Source organism: Vibrio campbellii CAIM 519 = NBRC 15631 = ATCC 25920, from assembly GCF_002163755.1.
GTDB classification, from domain to species: domain Bacteria; phylum Pseudomonadota; class Gammaproteobacteria; order Enterobacterales; family Vibrionaceae; genus Vibrio; species Vibrio campbellii.
Genome location: NZ_CP015865.1, coordinates 40,486 through 58,876, shown reverse-complemented (window position 1 = coordinate 58,876; position 18,391 = coordinate 40,486). Strand labels below are relative to the sequence as shown.

The window sequence follows — 18,391 nt, the reverse complement described above, 5'->3', positions numbered from 1 at the left end:
CTAAGACAGGCGTTTTGGGGTCGTTCGGAGAATTTTATGGGTACCAAAACTGATGGCATTTTGTCACAAGCTATTGCCAACATGCAGGCTTCTGAAAAAGTGATTGCTCAATTCAGTGGCTTGCCTCGTAATGCCGTTACCATCCAACAAAGTATGGAAACGACCGTTAATCATCTTGTCCCCCAAATACAAAGTATGCAAGCTGATGCCTTATCGTTTGCCGACTCGATAGATGATGAGATCAATAACCAACTGGCGATACTAGATACGGAAACGGATGTAGAGCTACAAAGCTTTGTTGACCACGTGCAACAAGAGGCAAAGTCGACGCAGGTGGCTGTGGATGATTGTTTGGAGCAAGTGAGACAAGCAAATAAGACTATCGCTGAGAACAGCCAAGCGTTACAAACCATTACCGTAGATTTGAAAGCCACTATTGCTGGGCTTCAATCTAACCTTGATGGTGAAAAGCGGGAACTGGATGCACTGAATAAGCAGAAATACTACTTAATAGGCCTCGGTATCTTTGGCATACCTGGTCTAATTGCGTTAGCAGTGCTTATTTCGAATGCTCAGGATAAAGTCCACCATTTAGAGTCGCAGGTTAGGGCTACACAGAATCAAATCAATCAGCAAGAGTCCTTTTTATTACAAACGCAGTACTTCACCCAAGATTTGAGTGATGTGATGGATAAAGTAGGCAAGGTGGCTAACTCTATAAGTTTTATCGTAGGAGACATCGACAATATTGCTAGCGATATTCAACATGGCGACATTACGAACCGTAACCAGATAAGACTTTACTTTATGGCCGCAAACCAGGAGTTGAAAACTCTGATCCACGATGTATCTTAACCCCATACTTAGCGTCGACCACGTAACGGGTTAAACAATATCTAAACTGAATATTACCGATTTTAAAATAACAACGGCTGAGTGGCGCCACCATCCGTATTAATGATGATTTAAGAGGTAATTGTCATATCGAATTAAGGTACTGTTGCTTCGCCGAACAACTCTTACCGCACGATTTAACATAATGTAAATAATGCGCATTGTCATTCGACTGATGTATTACTGTGTCCGTAATCGCAAAGTACAAAAATAGTATAAGTGCGTCTCATTCGAACTTGAAAATAGACTAAATAGGTTCTAGTTCTCTATAGTGTAATATCCAACGAGAGTAAATAATAACAACATGACCATCCAGAAAGATTTTGGCTACTATCACCAATTATGTGACACCATCACTCATTCTTTACTGCATTTACTTTGTAAGGTTTCCGAGCAGCAACGATTTGTCCCAGTTTCTAGGCGTAACGAGATACTGGTTAAATACCTTAAACCAAAGCTCAATAATAAGCAGTTCTCAAGTGTTAAAAAAGACATTAAATTAATGATCCAAACTGCGAGAGCGAAAGGCTCTAATTTGGAAGAGAAGCTTTATTTATTGAATGAGAAAGCAAAAGAAACCAAAATCGGCGGCTTAGAACCATTGTATTCACTGCTCGAGTACCTATCCGATAAACAAGGTCTAGACTCGGAACTCTACCGCAGTGATGCCACGATGGAGTCTGATGTGCTCTATCTTAGTGAGGAGCACCTGAAACAGGATAACCCCCCCACAACGTCAAGGCCTGCGGTATCCATATATACTCGTTCCGAACAAATCACAAGGATTGTCGATGCAATCCAGCGTCATGGCAGTTACACTGCCGAAATGAAAGATTGGAATAAAAAAACTAACCAAGCTCATATTCTATTGCACTGTAAGTCATAAAAATCAATATATTTCAAATATAAATAAAAATGCTTTTGTTTATATGCATTTCTAACAACAGCATTTGATATGTGAAAATATAATCCCTGGCTTTAATATCTGACAATAATGTAATTAATTTTCTTTTTTCATTATGATTGATTAATTATCAAGTAACCACATAATTGCCAGGGCATTATTCCAAATCAATAACTTAAAATGAGATCATAAAAATAAATAAAAGTAGACTTTATAATTCTTATAGGTATATTTTGGGCCAATATCACATTATTTATTTATTGATGAATTGAATTTTTATTTAAAGCTCATATACATGAAAAATAGCCTTCTTCCTCTACCTTAATTTCACATAATTGCCTCTCAGTATTAACAGAAGTATATGCAATGAACTAACCGTACAATCGTCAGTGAAAATAGAATGAATACTCTAATTCAATCCGCTAATGCGCAAATAGGTCACGCGGCAATGCGTCGGCTACTGAGTACCGCACCTTTTCTCGCTCGGTGCAGTGATAATAAAATGGCGACTAACATCCGTCCTCGAGAATACGCGATAAAGCGCTCATACATGCAAGTAAACCGTGCTGACATGATCTCCTGGTTAGTGTTTGATTTAGACCATGAGAACCCAAATATATGGGACGATCAGTCTTTACCTGCACCGAATTTTATTGTTCGTGACAAGCATAAGAACACCGCACATCTTTATTATGCCATCGTTCCTGTTTGTACCAGTGATAAGGCAAGAGCCAAACCGATTCAATTCATGAAGCGCGTATACCAAGGCATGGCAAAACAACTGAAAGCCGACCCCTGTTATGCCGGCATTATCGCAAAGACACCGCATCACCCCATCTGGTCAACGACGGAGTTTCATGGCTACGTTTATGAGCTGTCGGAGTTAGCGGCACATGTTGAGATTGAATATATCTCTCACTGGGAAAGCAAGGAAAAAAGAGACACCAGTCATTCCCGCAACTGTACTCTGTTCGAAAAGTTACGCCATTTTGCTTACAGCATCGTTGACCAAGAACGAGAGCAAAGCTATTACGAAGCGTTCAAGGCTCGCGTTGAACAATACGCCCAGCGGTGTAATGACTTTGCGTTAAGAGGTTACGAAAGCAACCTGCCACAGAGTGAAGTCAAGGCGACGACAAAAAGTGTAGCACGTTGGACTTGGGACAATTACGTAGGACGCGAATGTATCAACCGGGGCGTAATGAACCTGGATGATTCTTTGCCACTGAATGTCCGTCAATCAATGGCCGCGAGAAGGACACACGGAGAGCGAAAAACGGCAACGGCCAAAAAGGTCCTCACTGCCACACAAAAGTTGCTCAATGACAAGCAAAGGGTCACGCTCAGTGCGATAGCTGGCCTCAGTAAGCTCTGCCGACAGACAGTAAAAAAGTATCAAGCCATTATCAACAGCGTGATCAAACAACCTGACATCATCCCCCTTACAGAACTTCTGCGCTTAAGGGTGGCTGTTAATTATGCTGTATCAGATAACTGCGCCAAGCCGAATGGCCATGAAAAAAGAGAGGATAAAAACGTCTCGAACCAACAAGAATTCAATAAGGGTCGACTATCTCAAACATTACATCGGCCTTTAAGAGAGTAATGCTTCATTAAGTTTGATTTAAACCGTCAAGCTTTAACAAAGATGCTCATTTCAGCCCATAGAAAAACTGATTAACAATATTTATAAATCGACTAAGAACAACTTAGCCAAAAACAGTCGGTGACTAAAGAATGAGGCCACTGCAGTAAAGAGGTTTTGTACTAACAAGCCTTTCTATCTGCATAAACAATGTGGCTTGAAGCCCAATTTCATTCTTAATGTTTAAACCGACGCACTTTCGCATCAAAATTTGCATCAACACCAATGTGTTTTGCTTGCGAAAGGTGGAAGCAAACGAAGGTATCGCACGGACAGCATTGTCGACGACACGGTCATCCAGTCTACAGACACACCTTATTAATAATAATGAAAATAAATAAGGATAAGACTCAGTCTATTCACACTGAACCCAAGCCCATGGGCGACAAAAAAGTTAGGTTTTAAAGACTTACGTCACCTAGCGAGCCATACAGCGCGTCACGATCGCGATTTAAAGAACAACCACGGCCGACCTAGTCAAACAACGGTTGCAAAAAAAAGTGGACTTTCCGAGCTAGGCAGGTCCGCTGCATCTGCACGTCTGATGAAAACACATCCTACCTCAAATCGGACCTGCTGGCTAGGCAGGTATACTCCCCCTTAATGCATTTAGTTGCGTATTTTGAAATTGCTCAAACTTGGGTGCAATTTCGGCGGAGCTATTTCTGTCTTTCAGTGATGAGGGTTTAAAATGCAAGCATGGTATTTACTCTATAGTGGAAATGGAAAGGACAAAAACACTCACCTAGTCGCACTACTTGAACAGCTGGGCATTGAGGTTTATCAACCGATGATGACTGTTTATAAAGTGCGCCAAGATCGCCCAGGGCAGTTCAGGAGAAAGTCAGTACCGCTCTTCGCCAATTATCTCTTTGTTCAATTCGATCATTCACAGCTCAACTTCTCACACATTTTACGCCTCTCTGGTGCCTCATACTTTGTTCGGTCATGCAATCGCTTTGCTACCATGCCCAGCGAATTTATCGATCAGCTTAAGCAACGCTCAAGCGAAAAAAAATCACAACGTAACACCCGAAGCACCAAATCCAAACAATTGATTAATCTGATAAAAAATGAGCCAAGAGATGCAGAGAGAGTGAAATTGCTGCATCAATCCTTGGTGTTCCATGCACGCTAAACGTCAAACAGAAGATTCGCTTTTAACTCGCCGTCACTCCCCCTTTTCTCCATCACTGTGCCAGTTGATATCAACGTTGGTTACCTGGATGTGGTGACGCCGTTTTTCACATATCGCGCCACGCAATGGTTGCCGGCTTCATTTGTCACGTAAGGAGAATAAAAAATGACAGGAAAAGTGATTGTTTTTAACTTTGATGGCACTGGGAATGAACCACTGGATTGTTCTTCGAATTCGGAAGCGCAAGGTGACAGTATCTCCAATATTTTAAAGCTGCATTTCTTGTTAGGTGGCGGTTTGCATGAAGGGGAAAAGTACGGCCAGTCTATGCAAGACAACGTCAAAGCGAGCTTTTATTACCAGGGCATTGGTACGTACAGTAATGCGTTACATAATGCTTTGGAATCCGCTTTTGCGTTCTCAATGGGCGACAAAAAAGCGATTTTGGAGAAAGCGGGTCGAGACTTCACTCAGCACTACGAAAATGGTGACATCGTTCTTATTACCGGTTTTTCACGGGGAGCGGCTATCGCGCGTCAATTTGTCACCATTATCGAGGACCTCGTTAACCCAAGCGCCTGCTCTTTCGTTTTCATGTGCCTATTCGATACGGTGACCAGTGCCGGCCTGCCTAATTTGAGCTCCAAAACTCGGCTCAGTAATGAAACGCTTTACGAGCAGATGTACCAATTATCACCCGTTGTCGGCCGAGCACTTCATATGGTGAGCATCGACGAACGTCGTCGAGCTTTCCAACCGAACTTGATGAATTACGATCCACTTCGTGTTGAAGAAATCTGGTTCCCTGGTGTGCATTCTAATATTGGGGGAGGCTTTTATGACGATGGTCTTTCCGATGTTACACTGTCACACTCTATCGACTGGTTATCATATCTCGTTAAGTGCCAAAAACTACCAGAATTGACTCTGACGATGAAGGATGTTGCTTTGGATGAAGTGTTACCCTCGGCATATTTAGGCATCATTGATGACAATGATCTCGACATCCAACCCAACGAGATGGGTCATATTCACTACAAGCAACGAACGGGGCTGTTTCAGCGTTTAACATTGGAAAGCCGAAAAGTGTGTGTGCTAAAAAACGATCGTATCGTTACCGATGAGTCATGTTTGCCCGTTATCCACTCTTCTGTCTTAGCAAGAAAAGAACAAGATCCAGATTATGACCCAAAGGGATTACAAGGCATAAAAACCCGTGTTTTTTATGGGTATATTTAATGGGTAAAGCGATGAGCATCAAATCAAAAACATTGCTGTCCGGGGGCGTCGCCTCTGCTTTAGTCTTTACTGGGGACTACCTTGGGCACTATTTATTCGAAAAAGCGAAGGTCGACGTGACAAACATCATTCGGGAAATGGCGCGAGACGAAGTCTATAAAAACTCCGAGACCATCACCGATGAAATCACTTATCTTTCAAAAAGTATTGTTAACCACTACATGTACGTTCGACTTTATAAGGACGAAAGAGTGCCGGATGGTGTTATCTACCTAGATAAAAGCCACTTAGCGAGCCGAGTATTGGTGCCCAGTATTAACTCCTTTAAGGTTTGTAATTACAAGGACGAATGTCTCACGGAGGCAAAACTGAAGATTAAGAGACTCACGCCGGACACCCTAAACGATACCTTTCTACCGAAAGACGACATCAACGTCGCCCTCGCCTCTGAAAACACGATCAAAAGCCTTGAAGACATGCACGATGATAACTTCATACGAGTGCGGATCGAATTTCATACTAAAGAAGCGCCAAGCGTGAACTATGCAAAGAAATAAAAGACGCCTATGACGTGATGAGAGTTAAGGGCTCTTAGTCTCAAGTAATTCGACTTTGCAACGCATTAATGTATTTCATCGATAATAAATAATTTATTAATTCGGAACTTAATTATACAGTAAATAGGATTAAAACATGAATCACTATGATGATTTTTTTGAAATTATCTTCGATCGATTAATGGAATCAGAATTTAATTTTAATAACTCACCCCAAGAGAGAAAACACTGGACCGGAGGGGCGGTAGGTCGAGGAGAATTAAAAGGTTCTAAATATGGAATTTCCGCTATGTCTTATCCTGATCAAGACATCATTAACCTAACTAAAGAACAGGCAATGGAAATCTACTATTATGATTTCTACTCCCCTTTTAAAGATGAATTCTCCATTCCGCAGTGCGTTATGTTCCAGTTTTTAGACTCGGTGATCGAACATGGCATACACCACAGTGTGGTTTTTCTACAAAACGCCTTGAAGGTAAAGCCAGATGGTATCTTAGGTTCAGTGACTATTGGCGCAATGAAAGACGCGATCCCGCATGAGTTTGTTTTGCATTTTATCGCGGAGAGGCTGGATTTTATCTCTAATTATTCAAGCGGAAAAATCCATTCCCAAAAGTGGCAAGAACGAACGTCTCGTAACGTTAAATATGCAGTAGCCGATCTGAAAAATATCTAAGCAAAATGAAGGATATTCGTTATATCTTTTATTTATTCCGTGCGCTTTTTACCAATCAATGTATGAATTTATAAAAATTGAGCACTACCCCTCAATAAATAAGTGGACTCTATATTTTAAATATATTCAATCCACCATGAATAACGTAATTTAATTAATAAAGGAAATTATTATGGACTCTAATGTATTAGAAAGTAATGATGCTTACCCTCGCGTAAGACAACTCGATTGTGGTGAGGTGACGATTCGTTTCGCCGAAAACTATAAGTGTATTTGGGATGAACGAGGTAATGGCGGCGATAAATGTGTTAGCTTGTGTCGCCCGCTACCGACTAACTGTGATAACGAAGAGGGATTCTACAGCCTTTGTTCGGTTGCTGTTAAAGATCACTGGAATGTCACGGACTGTTTTTTCCATGGTGTCGCTGGAATTCTGATTAAGCAGAACTATGTACCAGAAGGACAACAACCCGCTTTAGCACACCCAATCGACTATGAGTGGCGTTGGGACAGCGTAAACTCTGGTGCCACTGTTGAAGGTTCAATTTGGCGACCTATTCCACCAAAAGGCTATGTAGCATTGGGGGATGTTGCAAGAGACCAATATGGCTCAGATGCCAAACCAGATGTACGAGAAGTCATGTGTGTGCGCGAAGACCTGACAGCAGACGGCATCTTAGACGGTAACACATTCATTTGGGATGATGCTGGCTCACATGGTGATCACGATGTTTCATTATGGGAAATTCGACCAGATCAACGCGTAGAAGGTGATAACACTATCTTCGTGGCATCAGGTGGCTTTGTGGCAGCACGCAAACACTCAAAACCAAACCGCCCATACCGTGACACAGTACTACGTGTTCTTAAACTGCCAATTTTCCCAGTGGATGGCGGCGAAATTCCTGTTCCTGACGTCTCGGGTTACGACGAACCACCTAAGACGGAGCATATGTTAAAGAGCTACTTTTATGTGCCATGTACCGCTTTAACCGCCGATAAGGATATGTCGCGAGAAAGACAATTCCGCGAATCCCCTTTTTACCGCCTAGAGCGCCATGTGAAGTACAGCCCTTGTGATGGGTTCTACAACAACAAGGCACCCACGCCAATCAGTCTTACTATCACAACTGAATCTGGTGTAACAAAAGCAAAATCTGAGACGCTGAGTGCTGGCGCAAGCTTAACAGTAACAGCAGAGGGCGGCTGTAAATTCATTGGTGGTACCGTAACTTGTGAACTGTCTGCCAGCTTTGGTTGGGAACGAACAAAATCTGAAGAAATTTTCGCTTCCAAAACAAGAGAAGAAGGCTATACCGTGCCAGCATGGTCGGCAATGGGTATCTACTTCTTGGACGAGGTCATCTACGTGAAACGCGGCGATGGTAGTGATTTTGCAAACAACCGACTGTCTTTCACTAACGCGTCTGCAAAAGAGGTGGTGTGTTGGGAAGATCCCGCGCACAAAGACGATAAGAGTGAATAACGCGCGTTGATTATTGCGCCCACAAAGCTCGTAACAACCCGGTGAAACTCATGTATACACAAAGAATATCGAGGGCAGCAATCGTAACCCGCGATCGTCTGTCGTTTGAAAACTTCGGTCATACTCAGCTCACCGGATGGTATTTATCTTCATAAAAGAACGATAACTACTCAGTGAGCGGCACATTGAATCATCATGGTGCCGCTTGCTTTTGGTCATAGTACGTTTCAAAGGAATGATATAATGAAAGAAGAAAACGATCTTCAGTATTACATTAGTAGCTATAACCACAAAACAAGCAAATTGCTTAAGCTTCTGTTTGATGCACAAACCGAAGAACAGGTTCGCAGCGTGCTAAACCTATTCACCAAGCCCCATTTGCCATTTGAACAAACCACTTGGCCACGTATGTCATGGTCTCAAACAATCGCATCCGTCGATGGCGAAATTTATCAATTTTGGGATGATATCCAAGCATTTAATTATTGCCTTCGTTTGGCCTACCTTGCAGAAGAGAGCCACCAAAATCTTGCTAAGCTAGAAGCGCAGCTCATCGACTACCGTTTCTCACTCATCCAAAGGGTAAAACAATATTGCAGCGATGAAGAGATAAGTGACGTTGCATTACTTCCAGAGTTAGCCCGGCTGATGGTGTTCCACTTGGGTGTGGATCAGCTAAGAATGCTTGTTGAAGACCCACAGTCCAAATTACTTACCATAAGAAAACACCATGCCCCCCAATACCGCATGTACGCTTACTTGATTCTTCATTTGATCAAAACCAGACAAACTGAGGTTTCTGACCCCCGTGTAGAAAGCACTATGGGGCAGTATTTCGATTTAGTGAACCGCTGCGCGGCTTTATTGGGAGAGTCACAAGCGGCGTAATCCCGAAGTTTGAAAGATTGAGACTCTGCAGCTTGTTATCACTTGGAGCAGCGGTACAAGTACAATTTATTTGATGGAAAGCCATGAAATCATCGCAATAAATCCAAGATTGAAACGTATCATTAATAACACTTCTAACAAATACTATGCTTTAGCCTAATTAATAATATTGATTAGGCTAAAACTACCAATATTTAGGGTAAATTAACTCTCTAAATATACCGCCATATCCATAATCAATCATCGGAGTATTATTTTTCGATATTAATTATGGTAATTAAACCAAACGACTACTCAGTCAGTAGTCATCATTCAATATTCACATGGAGAATAAAAATGTCACGTTATGTTGAACTTAAAATTGAAAATAACCTTGGTAATGCATTAATTTTTAAATCTACCGACCTAGAACATGGTAAATTCATTTCAGAACCACCAAAGAAAATTGAATCTGAAGGTGTTTTTTCTTGCAACCATAGAAGCGGTGCAATGATTGGCCCTAAGGGCATTGTAACGTATGTAGTTGAAGGTACGGGTGTTGAAGTAGAATTTCACTTTAACCACCCATACGGTGATAAGCCAAGTGCATATCGTATTATTCAGAATCCAGACAATTCATTTTATACTAAAATTGATGGTGATTGGACAGGTCATGAACAATACATTACATACATTCTTTACCCTGCATAAACAGCAATCAAACTAGAGAGAATTTTAATATAAAAACTCTCTCATCTTCTTTGTTCAAAACTTAATAAAAATGATAAAGAAAACGGTAGGGATCATATATTGAACTCTACCGTTTTTTAATAAACCCTATCACTAATACAGCGTAACTAATTATGTTTAATTCAGAAATTGAAAACCCACTCTACGCCGTGACTATCGGTAGTCATATTAAATCATACGATAACAATTTTAAGCCGAGTGTTATTGATTCTAATATTTCTAGCATGATTTCACAGGTAGAAAAACATGACCGAATGTCAGGTACAAGCAGCTATGTTTATTCAGACAAAATGAACCAAGGTTCTTTTGGGATATCAGGTAGCTATGGTGTATCTGGAGTCAGCAAGTTTGAAGCCTCCGCCAGTGCTTATGTTGGTAATGCGGCAGCCAATAGCAGCAAATCAGTTGAAGTAACTTATAGTGCACTGTCTGTCTGTGGTGTTGAGTATGTTGATTTTGAGAAGCTCACTGTTCCTCAATTTTTAAGCGGTCTAAAAAAAGGGTGCAGGCAATCGGCGTTAGGTGCACTTGACTGTTATAACGCCGTAAATAAGGAATGTAACGATTTAGATGTGTCACTGTCTGACGCACTGACTAGTGATAAAAACCAATACCCGACCATTCATGATTTACTCCAAAAATGGGTCAAAGCTTCAGATGAATTTTGTCGCGATTATGGTGACGGGCTCGTTGTCGGCATCGCATGGGGTGCAATGGGAGGGGTACACTTTAAGATGACGGCTACAGACGAAGATAATTCGTGGAAGTATGGAGGCCAAGCCAATTTCTCTTACGCTGGTTTGGATAAATCCGTCTCTTTACAGGCCATTTATGATGGTAGTAAGTCCGACCAAGAAGCCAATGTCACAGCAACATGCACTAGCTTCGTCAGCGGTAATGCTCTCTCTGATCAAGTTCAGAAGTGGTTTACGAAATTTAGTGAAACTGCACTTCAGCAATTGAACGATGTCCATGTTCTCGTGGAAGCGCCAGACATGAATATTACGTCTGGCGCGCCTAAGATCCCTGAATTTGTAACACCTAAACCTAGCGATGACGTCACCAATAAAGTGGGATCATTAAAAAATCTCGACGATCTTCATATTTATGCGAAGGCGAAAGCCTATGAAGAGGCTAAAGCGAAGAACTCTGAACTCACATTTGAAGAGTTTCTCAAACAATCCGAAAAAGAATCAAATTTAAGTGGCCTTGAAAAAGCAAAGGAACAAGTTAAAGAAAACAACATTAATACGCTTGATAACATTGAGTCATTGAATCAAAACGAAATCTTGATTAAAAAGACTGAAGTCATGGATACCGCCGAGATAAAAAGACCCATTAAAGGTAATAGCGATGATCATATCCCCTTAGGTGTGTGGATCGCTCACTGGTCTAATCTGATACCTTGGTTGGCACAAGGTTACTGTAACAGTATTGAAGACCTAGACACCTCTGAGAGCATTAAAGCTCGTGTTATGCTGCAAGATTTCCAAACCTTAAGCCGAATCTATCATATCGCGCACGCTTCTGGTATTGAGTACATTAAACGCAAAGACCGGTCGCTACCACTGGTTAAAACTGCCGCCCTTGCGGATAACTTCGATCATGTTGCTGCATTAATGCAAGATGGTAAAACTCTCTCTGAGGCTTACCATTCACTCAGCGATCCAGCTGCATTAATTTATCAATACTGGAATGAAAATACATTCTTACGCAACGCTGAACTGGGTCTTGGTTTTGTTCGCAACCATAAAAGCATCCTTTCACCAACGAGCGGGGGCAATGATAACCGAACAGTCTACAAGCTAGAGACAATCGCTTTCAATGGCCGCAACTACGATGCGTTCAGCCAGGCGTACAAAGTGTTGCCTCTACCCACACCAGACCGAGAAATTTGGGCTTTTGGTCCTGAAAAAGGGCTTTTAAGCTCAGCTTATGACACCGAAGCCGTGTTCTCTAAATCTGGAGGTCTAGTGAAGGCAATGAACTTTACCCCTGATCAAGAAAGCAAAACGCTACATTCAAAAGATGGAAAAACAACACTTTATCCGATCCGATTCAACGCAGCCGCTGGCATTGAAAACTGGAAAGGCATGTCTTCAAGTACCAATATTGGTGCGGACCATGGCCTTGAGAAGAGTTTACAACACTTGGAAGAGGGGCTTCGTGAACTCAGTGCTTGGACTTATAGCAGTGCAAACTGGCCAGAAAACTGGGACGATAAAGCGGCCTATCATCAAACAAAAATTAAAAAGCAATACGTAGGACTTATAGAAGAGCCAAAAAATACCTAGGGCTTATAAAAGAGCCACGCAATAGTCTTGATTCTGAAAACCAGTCCGTGTAACTGTCGAGGTTACCTAAATGGACTTAAATTGCTTTTTAATGCATGAAAACCTCCTGCTATGCGGGAGGTTTTTTAGCTGTTTGCTCTTACCACTTCTAGCCATCCGCACACAAACACACAAACACACAAACCAAAGACGAAAAAATGAGCTTTGGTGATTAGTTCATAATCAAAACTCAAAAATATTCTATATAGGAGAAAAACATGACTGACGTAAGCACGAAAAACTGGATGAGTGCACTAGATAAAAACTTAACACTGGACAGTATTTCCATGCCTGGGACTCATGATTCAGGGACTCAAAAAGCCCCTAAAGGGGGAGCTAGAACACAAAACTTTGGCATTTATGATCAATTATCGGATGGCATTCGTTTCCTCGACATTCGTGTGAAACCAAACGGTCCAGAACTTGACCCTCTGAATATTTACCATGGTATCTTTAGTTGCGGCATTTCTTTCGGTGATGTTCTAAATGATTGTTTAAAGTTTCTAAAAGAAAACCCAAGTGAGTCCGTCGTTATGCTGATGAACGCCGAGACAAACAGTGATAAAAACATTCAAGCAAAATTTCATGAATACCTGAAACAAGAGAAGTACAAACATCTATTTTACTTAGAGCCACGTATACCAGCATTGCATGAAATCCAGAGCAAAATTGTTTTGTTAAGACGGTTTGATGGCGATGCAGGTATCGACCTATCCAGTGGGTGGGAAAAGAATGCAACCTTCACTCTGACAACGCCCGAAAACCAAGTGTTCCGAATAGAAGACGAATACCAGCAGCACGATACTCACAAGAAAATGGCTACAGTACACTCCTCAATAAACAGAGCTATGGAGACACCAAATGATAACGCTGTGCATATTACATACAATAGCATCTCACTTGCGGGACATACACCTTACCAATACGCTTGGGGTGGTGGTTTCGGTAAAGTAGATCCGAAGATGAACCCTGGACTGACGGAATTCTTGGCTGAGCAACAAAAGGGAAAAAGGTTTGGTATTGTTGTTCTAGACTTTTACAACAACGAAGAAGGTCATATAGATAACAGAAATGTCGAGCTGATTATCAACGCCAACTCGGGTGTTAACTTAAAATAGCGAGTATGCAAAAGGTTAATCTACCATCAAAGAAGACCATGCTTACTTAGTTTAAAAAATGCGTGTCAGCGACCTAAGTGGAAACAAATACCTTACCCATCTCGTAGACTTCTGTTGACCAAGGAGTTCACATCAAGGGGCAGCTTATCCCCCTGACCAATATGAATCACATCAACAGATTTAAGCAGTCAGCATGTGTTAAGGCCCCATATAATATGCCGGTGCAGTTCGAGAATAACACTCTAGTGTCTGACTGATTATTGGACAAAACTTTCTTGGAGTACCCAATTAAATTAGAAAACTGCGGATAACTTTTAGTATCAGAAAATTCTTTGTGAACTGTTTAAATTAACTGATGCGCTTCAATGTTATTGACGGTGTGATGTAGGAAAAGATAGCACTAAGAATTAGCTATCAGCGCTATCTTTTCTTGTTACTTGAAATGGCTTTGTTGGTTAAACTACATATTTTCTAATGATGGCGTAACCGTTATATCTTTATAACCGAACACAGCCGTCGATGTTCTAGGGATTGCATAAATTTTCTTACTGTGACAAAGCTTCGATTTTACAAGTGTTTCTGCAAAGTTAATTGCCAGAGGTAACTGGTTAATCAAAACAATGTCCCCATAGCCTTCCTCTAGGAGTTTAGCTTTGATATCGTCATTCATATCACAGAAGTAGCTTCCGCCCATCACGATGGTATCAGCATTATATTCATCAATGAGTGAACGAATGCCTTTCATTGCTGTCTCTAGGCGATGATTATCTTTCTTCTCTTCGCCAACCCAAAATGGGGTACTACCTACTGTGGTGAAGTGACCACAATATTGGTCGGTCAGTTGGTATTTTTTTATCATTCTTTCAATGGCATAACCATGCCAATCTTGAAGAGCCATTAAACCAAATTTTCTACCCAACATACTCGCCGTGCGGAATGCAATGTCTGCTAGACCAACAACGGGGATGCTCACCACTTCACGACAGGCTTCTAAACCTGTGTCCGCGCCTGATTCAATAACAATGGCATCACAGCCTTCCTTTTCAGCAGCGATTGCTTCAAAAACAAGTGCACCCATACTTAGAAATTGCTCGGTATCACTATTAAAATAAGCCGCCCCTGCCTTATTTGAAGATAGTGAGATTTCTATACCATCCGACTCATATTTTTTCAGGTCAGCTAACACTCTTGTTGGTGCTTTACTATCAACAGGAAACGCCGTAATTACACGGATTTTTACTTTTTTCATCGTCAATATTCCTTAAGGGTTTGGTAAGTGACGTATAAAAATTACACCATTTCTTTTATTACCAATAAAAACATTCGGGCTGCATATATCAAAATTGGGACACTTTTCGCTGCTGAAATTTGAGTGTTAAAATAAGCTTTAGCCTTTCATGTTGCTACAGTAGCGAAGAAAACTCGGGCCTAGAAAAGTGCGTGATTACCCTTAGTATCTCGCTGTGGCTCCTCTCCATACCTCAGAGGTTTGCATTAACCGTAATGGAAATAAAACGGGCAACCAACCCAATGTGCAGCCGTATAACGAGGGTTAGGTTTGTTGGTAAGTTCATGGAAATAATAAGATTTCGACTTCATCATTTAAATGTTGTAGAGAAGCTATATCTAGAACCACGACTAGCGATTTTTTCATGGTTGGATGCAGTTGAATTTGACCTGTTAGATTTTGAGCGGAATACAGAGGGTAAAAAGTATTTGGTGATATGTGATTTAAATTTCCCGAACGGTGGAAACTTTCTTTTTAATTAGTGTCTTACAATGTCGTGAATATAAATAAAGATGCTTATCATCAAGGAAAACCCGTTATGATAAAAAATTATATCTTGCTCTCAACCCTTGTTACTGGCTTTGCCAATGCCGATGTACCTAATTGGTCGTTTAAAACCGATGTTAAGTTTGAATCTTCAGAGAAGTTCATGTCTGTAACTGTACCAATCAATGGCGGCCTTACCTCTTTCTCTTATCTACAAGATGGTAAAGAAGTGAAGCGAGGCATTAGTGTTGAACTGTTAGATGCTAGTGATAAAACCATTGATTTAGAGGTGAAAGTTCAAGATGGTGCTGGGAATTTAATGAGTTCTACTCAGTTCCTAAATGCTGCGATATGCCAAGAAAATCAAGCTAAGCACGATAGATATGAAATGAGATTTGTTCCTTTCAATACTGATGCTTGTAAACAATATTTCGATGTAGAGCCGAAGAAATTTGAGTCGTCTAATATCAATTCAGTATCACTACATATACCTGAAACGAAAACTAAAAGTGATTGGAATATTATCAACTTTAGTTACTCAAAAAGTGCAAAGCTAAAGGATAAGCCATCATTAATTCAATTTCGTCCGCTCTGTGGGCAAACAAAAGAGCTCTGTCACTATCACTCATCAGGGTCTCCTTCTTATCTCCAAAACGAAGGTATGGGATTCTCGAAGTTTCGCATTCGTGAATCAGAAACACTCACTGGTTTGACTTACTCCATATCTACGGACAAAAAAGATGCATACAAAGAGAGTGGAGTGATTGAATTGGAGCCGATAACTTTTAATCAATAGTAGTTCTCGACCATGCCCAAGTTGCCTGGCTCTAAATCAAGTATCTCGGGGCCACTTGGGTATATATCAAAGACAAAGAAGAGTTTCCCCCATCTTTTTAGTGCATTCCCTTTCGTTGTGTAAGTACATGCTCATTGTACTTTTTGAACAGCCCTTATCTTCAGTGAACCAGCCAAAAAAAAAACTCATAAAAGTTGAACGACACATTCTGACATCCTAACGTAAGCATTGGGTACTTATGATTTGTGGTAAGCGCTCCCCCCCATTCCGCCAACCTTTGCCAATCCATGATAAAATAATAAAATCAGAACTTTACAGTGATTAATTTATAACTAACGCTTCTTGAACAGAAAGCTGACTTCATCTGTCACTTGCGCTTCTGAGCATTTTTACCCATAATAATACTGTATATATAAACAGTATTATTTATGAACGTTATTCCTATTTCTGCCCGTGCTGGCATCACTGGCTTTGAGTCACCAGCTGCGGAGTACCGCCAACTTTCGCTCGATCTAGATGAGTTACTGGTCGAGCACCCAAGTGCGACTTTTTTAGGGCGTGCGAGTGGAGACTCGATGCAAGGAGTGGGTATCTTCGATGGCGATATTCTGATTGTCGATCGCCATGTCGCCTTGAGTAACATGGATGTGATAGTGGCCAACTTAAATGGTGAATTCGTGTGTAAGTTGCTGGATATTAAGCATCGCCAGCTGCTTTCTGCTAACCCTAGCCACGCTCCGGTTTTGGTCCAAGATTGCGATACCTTTACAGTAGAAGGCGTCGTCATACGTTCGATACGCTGTCACCGAGCCAGTCATTTATTGGGGCAAGGGTAATGTTTGCCCTGGTTGATGCCAATGCGTTTTACTGCAGCGCGGAGCAAGTCTTCCGCCCGGAATGGCGCGGCAAGCCTGTCGTTGTTTTGTCCAATAATGATGGTTGTGTGGTCGCGGCGAACCGGCAAGCCAAAGAATGCGGGGTCGAGAAGTTTAAGCCCTACTTCCAAATGAAAGCGCAGTGCGAGCAACGCGGCGTTATTGCGCTCTCTTCTAACTATGAGCTGTACGGTGACTTATCGAGCAAGATGATGGAAGTCATCGGCCGATTTGCTCCAGAGCAGCACGTCTACTCTATTGATGAATCTTTTCTCTCTTTCGAGCGAACAGCGCCAGCGATTCCCTGTCTTCGTGAGCATGGCCAAACCCTCAGAAAGTCGGTTTGGCGAGAGTGCCGGTTACCTGTGTGCGTTGGTATTGGACCAACGTTAACTCTGGCCAAAATCGCCAACCATGCAGCAAAGAAAATCACTGGGTTTAATGGGGTGTGCGTGCTCGATACTTTAGTGGAACGAGAACGCGTCCTCGCTCAGCTCTCAGTAAGTGATGTGTGGGGAGTAGGAAAACGGCTAACTACTCACCTAAAACACCTTGGTATCACCACCGCTTTACAACTGGCCAAGTACCCGGCGCCATTGGCACGCAAGGTGTTTAATGTGGAGTTAGAGCGCACAGTGCGCGAACTCAATGGCCAAGTCTGTAAACAGTGGGATGAAGCTCGAGCAGATAAAAAGCAGATCTTTTCTACGCGCAGTTTTGGCGAACGCATCGAAGATGAAACCTCGTTACGCCAGGCGTTGTGCCACCACGCGGGCATCGCTTCGCGTAAAGCGAGAAAGCAGCAATCCTTATGTAAGGTGCTGATGTGCTTTGCATCAAGCTCGCCGTTTGATGATGTGTCTTACAGTCGCCGAGTCGTGCATCGGTTCCCCTACCCGACGGCAGATGTCACTCAGTTAACTAAAGTGGTCTCTGAGCTGACCGACCAACTCTTTTCTGAAGATGTCCGCTTTTACAAGGTGGGCGTTGGCCTATTGGATTTAGTAGACGGGCGGCAAGAGCAAGCGGATTTATTTAACCCTACGCCAAACAATACGCCATTGATGTCGGTTTTTGATGGCCTGAATCAGCGTTATGGCCAGAACACGGTATTCCTTGGCGCTCAAGGCATAGAGCAAAAGTGGCAAATGCGGCGTCAGCTTCTGACACCGCAGTACACGACATGTTGGACAGATTTGCCTCAGGTTAAGTGCTGAAGTTAACATCACTACTAAGCATATATGCCATAATACATTTTCTAAACATGACAAAAAATGCACAGATACCTTAATTTTAACTACACACACTAAAAATTAAGGGATATACTATTTCTAAT

16 protein-coding genes are annotated in these 18,391 nt (G+C 41.8%); 15 read left to right on the top strand and 1 reads right to left on the bottom strand.

Translation table 11 applies throughout. The features are described 5' to 3' along the window. Positions 1-36 precede the first annotated feature (36 nt). From A8140_RS24925 to A8140_RS24870, 12 genes are all read left to right on the top strand, one after another. Positions 37-855, top strand: coding sequence for a hypothetical protein (locus tag A8140_RS24925; RefSeq protein ID WP_005532948.1), 819 nt, complete (start codon positions 37-39; stop codon positions 853-855). Between the two features lie 343 nt (positions 856-1,198). Further along, positions 1,199-1,780 carry a DUF2913 family protein gene (locus A8140_RS24920; protein ID WP_005532950.1) on the top strand — a complete coding sequence of 194 codons (582 nt, stop codon included), beginning with the start codon at positions 1,199-1,201 and terminating at the stop codon, positions 1,778-1,780. Between the two features lie 568 nt (positions 1,781-2,348). After that, positions 2,349-3,404: a replication initiation protein gene (locus tag A8140_RS24915; RefSeq protein ID WP_231692817.1), complete on the top strand. Its 1,056-nt coding sequence runs from the start codon at positions 2,349-2,351 to the stop codon at positions 3,402-3,404. Between the two features lie 730 nt (positions 3,405-4,134). Further along, the gene (locus A8140_RS24910; protein ID WP_005532954.1) at positions 4,135-4,581 is read left to right on the top strand and encodes a transcription termination/antitermination NusG family protein; all 447 of its coding nucleotides are present in this window, start codon (positions 4,135-4,137) and stop codon (positions 4,579-4,581) included. A gap of 165 nt (positions 4,582-4,746) precedes the next feature. Next, complete coding sequence (locus A8140_RS24905) at positions 4,747-5,820, top strand: phospholipase effector Tle1 domain-containing protein (RefSeq protein WP_005532956.1); 1,074 nt, start codon at positions 4,747-4,749, stop codon at positions 5,818-5,820. After that, the gene (locus tag A8140_RS24900) at positions 5,820-6,377 is read left to right on the top strand and encodes a hypothetical protein (RefSeq protein ID WP_005532958.1); all 558 of its coding nucleotides are present in this window, start codon (positions 5,820-5,822) and stop codon (positions 6,375-6,377) included. Before A8140_RS24905 ends, A8140_RS24900 begins: the two co-directional genes overlap by 1 nt. Positions 6,378-6,513: 136 nt before the next feature. Further along, complete coding sequence (locus A8140_RS24895) at positions 6,514-7,056, top strand: lysozyme family protein (protein ID WP_005532959.1); 543 nt, start codon at positions 6,514-6,516, stop codon at positions 7,054-7,056. Positions 7,057-7,228: 172 nt separating this feature from the next. Next, positions 7,229-8,542 carry a Vps62-related protein gene (locus A8140_RS24890; protein WP_005532961.1) on the top strand — a complete coding sequence of 438 codons (1,314 nt, stop codon included), beginning with the start codon at positions 7,229-7,231 and terminating at the stop codon, positions 8,540-8,542. 243 nt (positions 8,543-8,785) lie between these two features. Beyond that, the gene (locus tag A8140_RS24885) at positions 8,786-9,430 is read left to right on the top strand and encodes a hypothetical protein (RefSeq protein WP_005532964.1); all 645 of its coding nucleotides are present in this window, start codon (positions 8,786-8,788) and stop codon (positions 9,428-9,430) included. Between the two features lie 336 nt (positions 9,431-9,766). Beyond that, a complete protein-coding gene (locus tag A8140_RS24880) occupies positions 9,767-10,120 on the top strand; it encodes a hypothetical protein (protein ID WP_005532966.1) in 354 nt (117 codons plus the stop codon). A 152-nt stretch (positions 10,121-10,272) separates the two neighbouring features. Then, on the top strand, positions 10,273-12,453 hold the full coding sequence (locus A8140_RS24875) for a hypothetical protein (protein WP_005532968.1): 2,181 nt from the start codon (positions 10,273-10,275) through the stop codon (positions 12,451-12,453). Positions 12,454-12,710: 257 nt separating this feature from the next. Next, complete coding sequence (locus tag A8140_RS24870) at positions 12,711-13,610, top strand: phosphatidylinositol-specific phospholipase C (protein ID WP_005532971.1); 900 nt, start codon at positions 12,711-12,713, stop codon at positions 13,608-13,610. Positions 13,611-14,070: 460 nt separating this feature from the next. Here the strand turns inward: A8140_RS24870 and A8140_RS24865 are convergent, their stop codons facing one another. Continuing rightward, positions 14,071-14,859: an aspartate/glutamate racemase family protein gene (locus A8140_RS24865; RefSeq protein WP_005532973.1), complete on the bottom strand. Its 789-nt coding sequence runs from the start codon at positions 14,857-14,859 to the stop codon at positions 14,071-14,073. 577 nt (positions 14,860-15,436) lie between these two features. Here A8140_RS24865 and A8140_RS24855 point away from each other — a divergent pair. From A8140_RS24855 to A8140_RS24845, 3 genes are all read left to right on the top strand, one after another. Further along, entirely contained in the window at positions 15,437-16,180 is a 744-nt protein-coding gene (locus A8140_RS24855; protein WP_005532977.1) for a hypothetical protein, read from the top strand. A 428-nt stretch (positions 16,181-16,608) separates the two neighbouring features. Beyond that, positions 16,609-17,016 carry a LexA family protein gene (locus A8140_RS24850; RefSeq protein ID WP_005532979.1) on the top strand — a complete coding sequence of 136 codons (408 nt, stop codon included), beginning with the start codon at positions 16,609-16,611 and terminating at the stop codon, positions 17,014-17,016. Then, positions 17,016-18,272, top strand: coding sequence for a Y-family DNA polymerase (locus A8140_RS24845; protein WP_005532980.1), 1,257 nt, complete (start codon positions 17,016-17,018; stop codon positions 18,270-18,272). Before A8140_RS24850 ends, A8140_RS24845 begins: the two co-directional genes overlap by 1 nt. Positions 18,273-18,391 lie beyond the last annotated feature (119 nt).

What these genes read in the sequence shown, in the direction of transcription:
- A8140_RS24925 (WP_005532948.1), top strand. Translation starts at nt 37, where the DNA reads ATGGGTACCAAAACTGATGGCATTTTGTCACAAGCTATTGCCAACATG.
- A8140_RS24920 (WP_005532950.1), top strand. Translation starts at nt 1,199, where the DNA reads ATGACCATCCAGAAAGATTTTGGCTACTATCACCAATTATGTGACACC.
- A8140_RS24915 (WP_231692817.1), top strand. Translation starts at nt 2,349, where the DNA reads ATGCAAGTAAACCGTGCTGACATGATCTCCTGGTTAGTGTTTGATTTA.
- A8140_RS24910 (WP_005532954.1), top strand. Translation starts at nt 4,135, where the DNA reads ATGCAAGCATGGTATTTACTCTATAGTGGAAATGGAAAGGACAAAAAC.
- A8140_RS24905 (WP_005532956.1), top strand. Translation starts at nt 4,747, where the DNA reads ATGACAGGAAAAGTGATTGTTTTTAACTTTGATGGCACTGGGAATGAA.
- A8140_RS24900 (WP_005532958.1), top strand. Translation starts at nt 5,820, where the DNA reads ATGGGTAAAGCGATGAGCATCAAATCAAAAACATTGCTGTCCGGGGGC.
- A8140_RS24895 (WP_005532959.1), top strand. Translation starts at nt 6,514, where the DNA reads ATGAATCACTATGATGATTTTTTTGAAATTATCTTCGATCGATTAATG.
- A8140_RS24890 (WP_005532961.1), top strand. Translation starts at nt 7,229, where the DNA reads ATGGACTCTAATGTATTAGAAAGTAATGATGCTTACCCTCGCGTAAGA.
- A8140_RS24885 (WP_005532964.1), top strand. Translation starts at nt 8,786, where the DNA reads ATGAAAGAAGAAAACGATCTTCAGTATTACATTAGTAGCTATAACCAC.
- A8140_RS24880 (WP_005532966.1), top strand. Translation starts at nt 9,767, where the DNA reads ATGTCACGTTATGTTGAACTTAAAATTGAAAATAACCTTGGTAATGCA.
- A8140_RS24875 (WP_005532968.1), top strand. Translation starts at nt 10,273, where the DNA reads ATGTTTAATTCAGAAATTGAAAACCCACTCTACGCCGTGACTATCGGT.
- A8140_RS24870 (WP_005532971.1), top strand. Translation starts at nt 12,711, where the DNA reads ATGACTGACGTAAGCACGAAAAACTGGATGAGTGCACTAGATAAAAAC.
- A8140_RS24865 (WP_005532973.1), bottom strand. Translation starts at nt 14,859, where the DNA reads ATGAAAAAAGTAAAAATCCGTGTAATTACGGCGTTTCCTGTTGATAGT.
- A8140_RS24855 (WP_005532977.1), top strand. Translation starts at nt 15,437, where the DNA reads ATGATAAAAAATTATATCTTGCTCTCAACCCTTGTTACTGGCTTTGCC.
- A8140_RS24850 (WP_005532979.1), top strand. Translation starts at nt 16,609, where the DNA reads ATGAACGTTATTCCTATTTCTGCCCGTGCTGGCATCACTGGCTTTGAG.
- A8140_RS24845 (WP_005532980.1), top strand. Translation starts at nt 17,016, where the DNA reads ATGTTTGCCCTGGTTGATGCCAATGCGTTTTACTGCAGCGCGGAGCAA.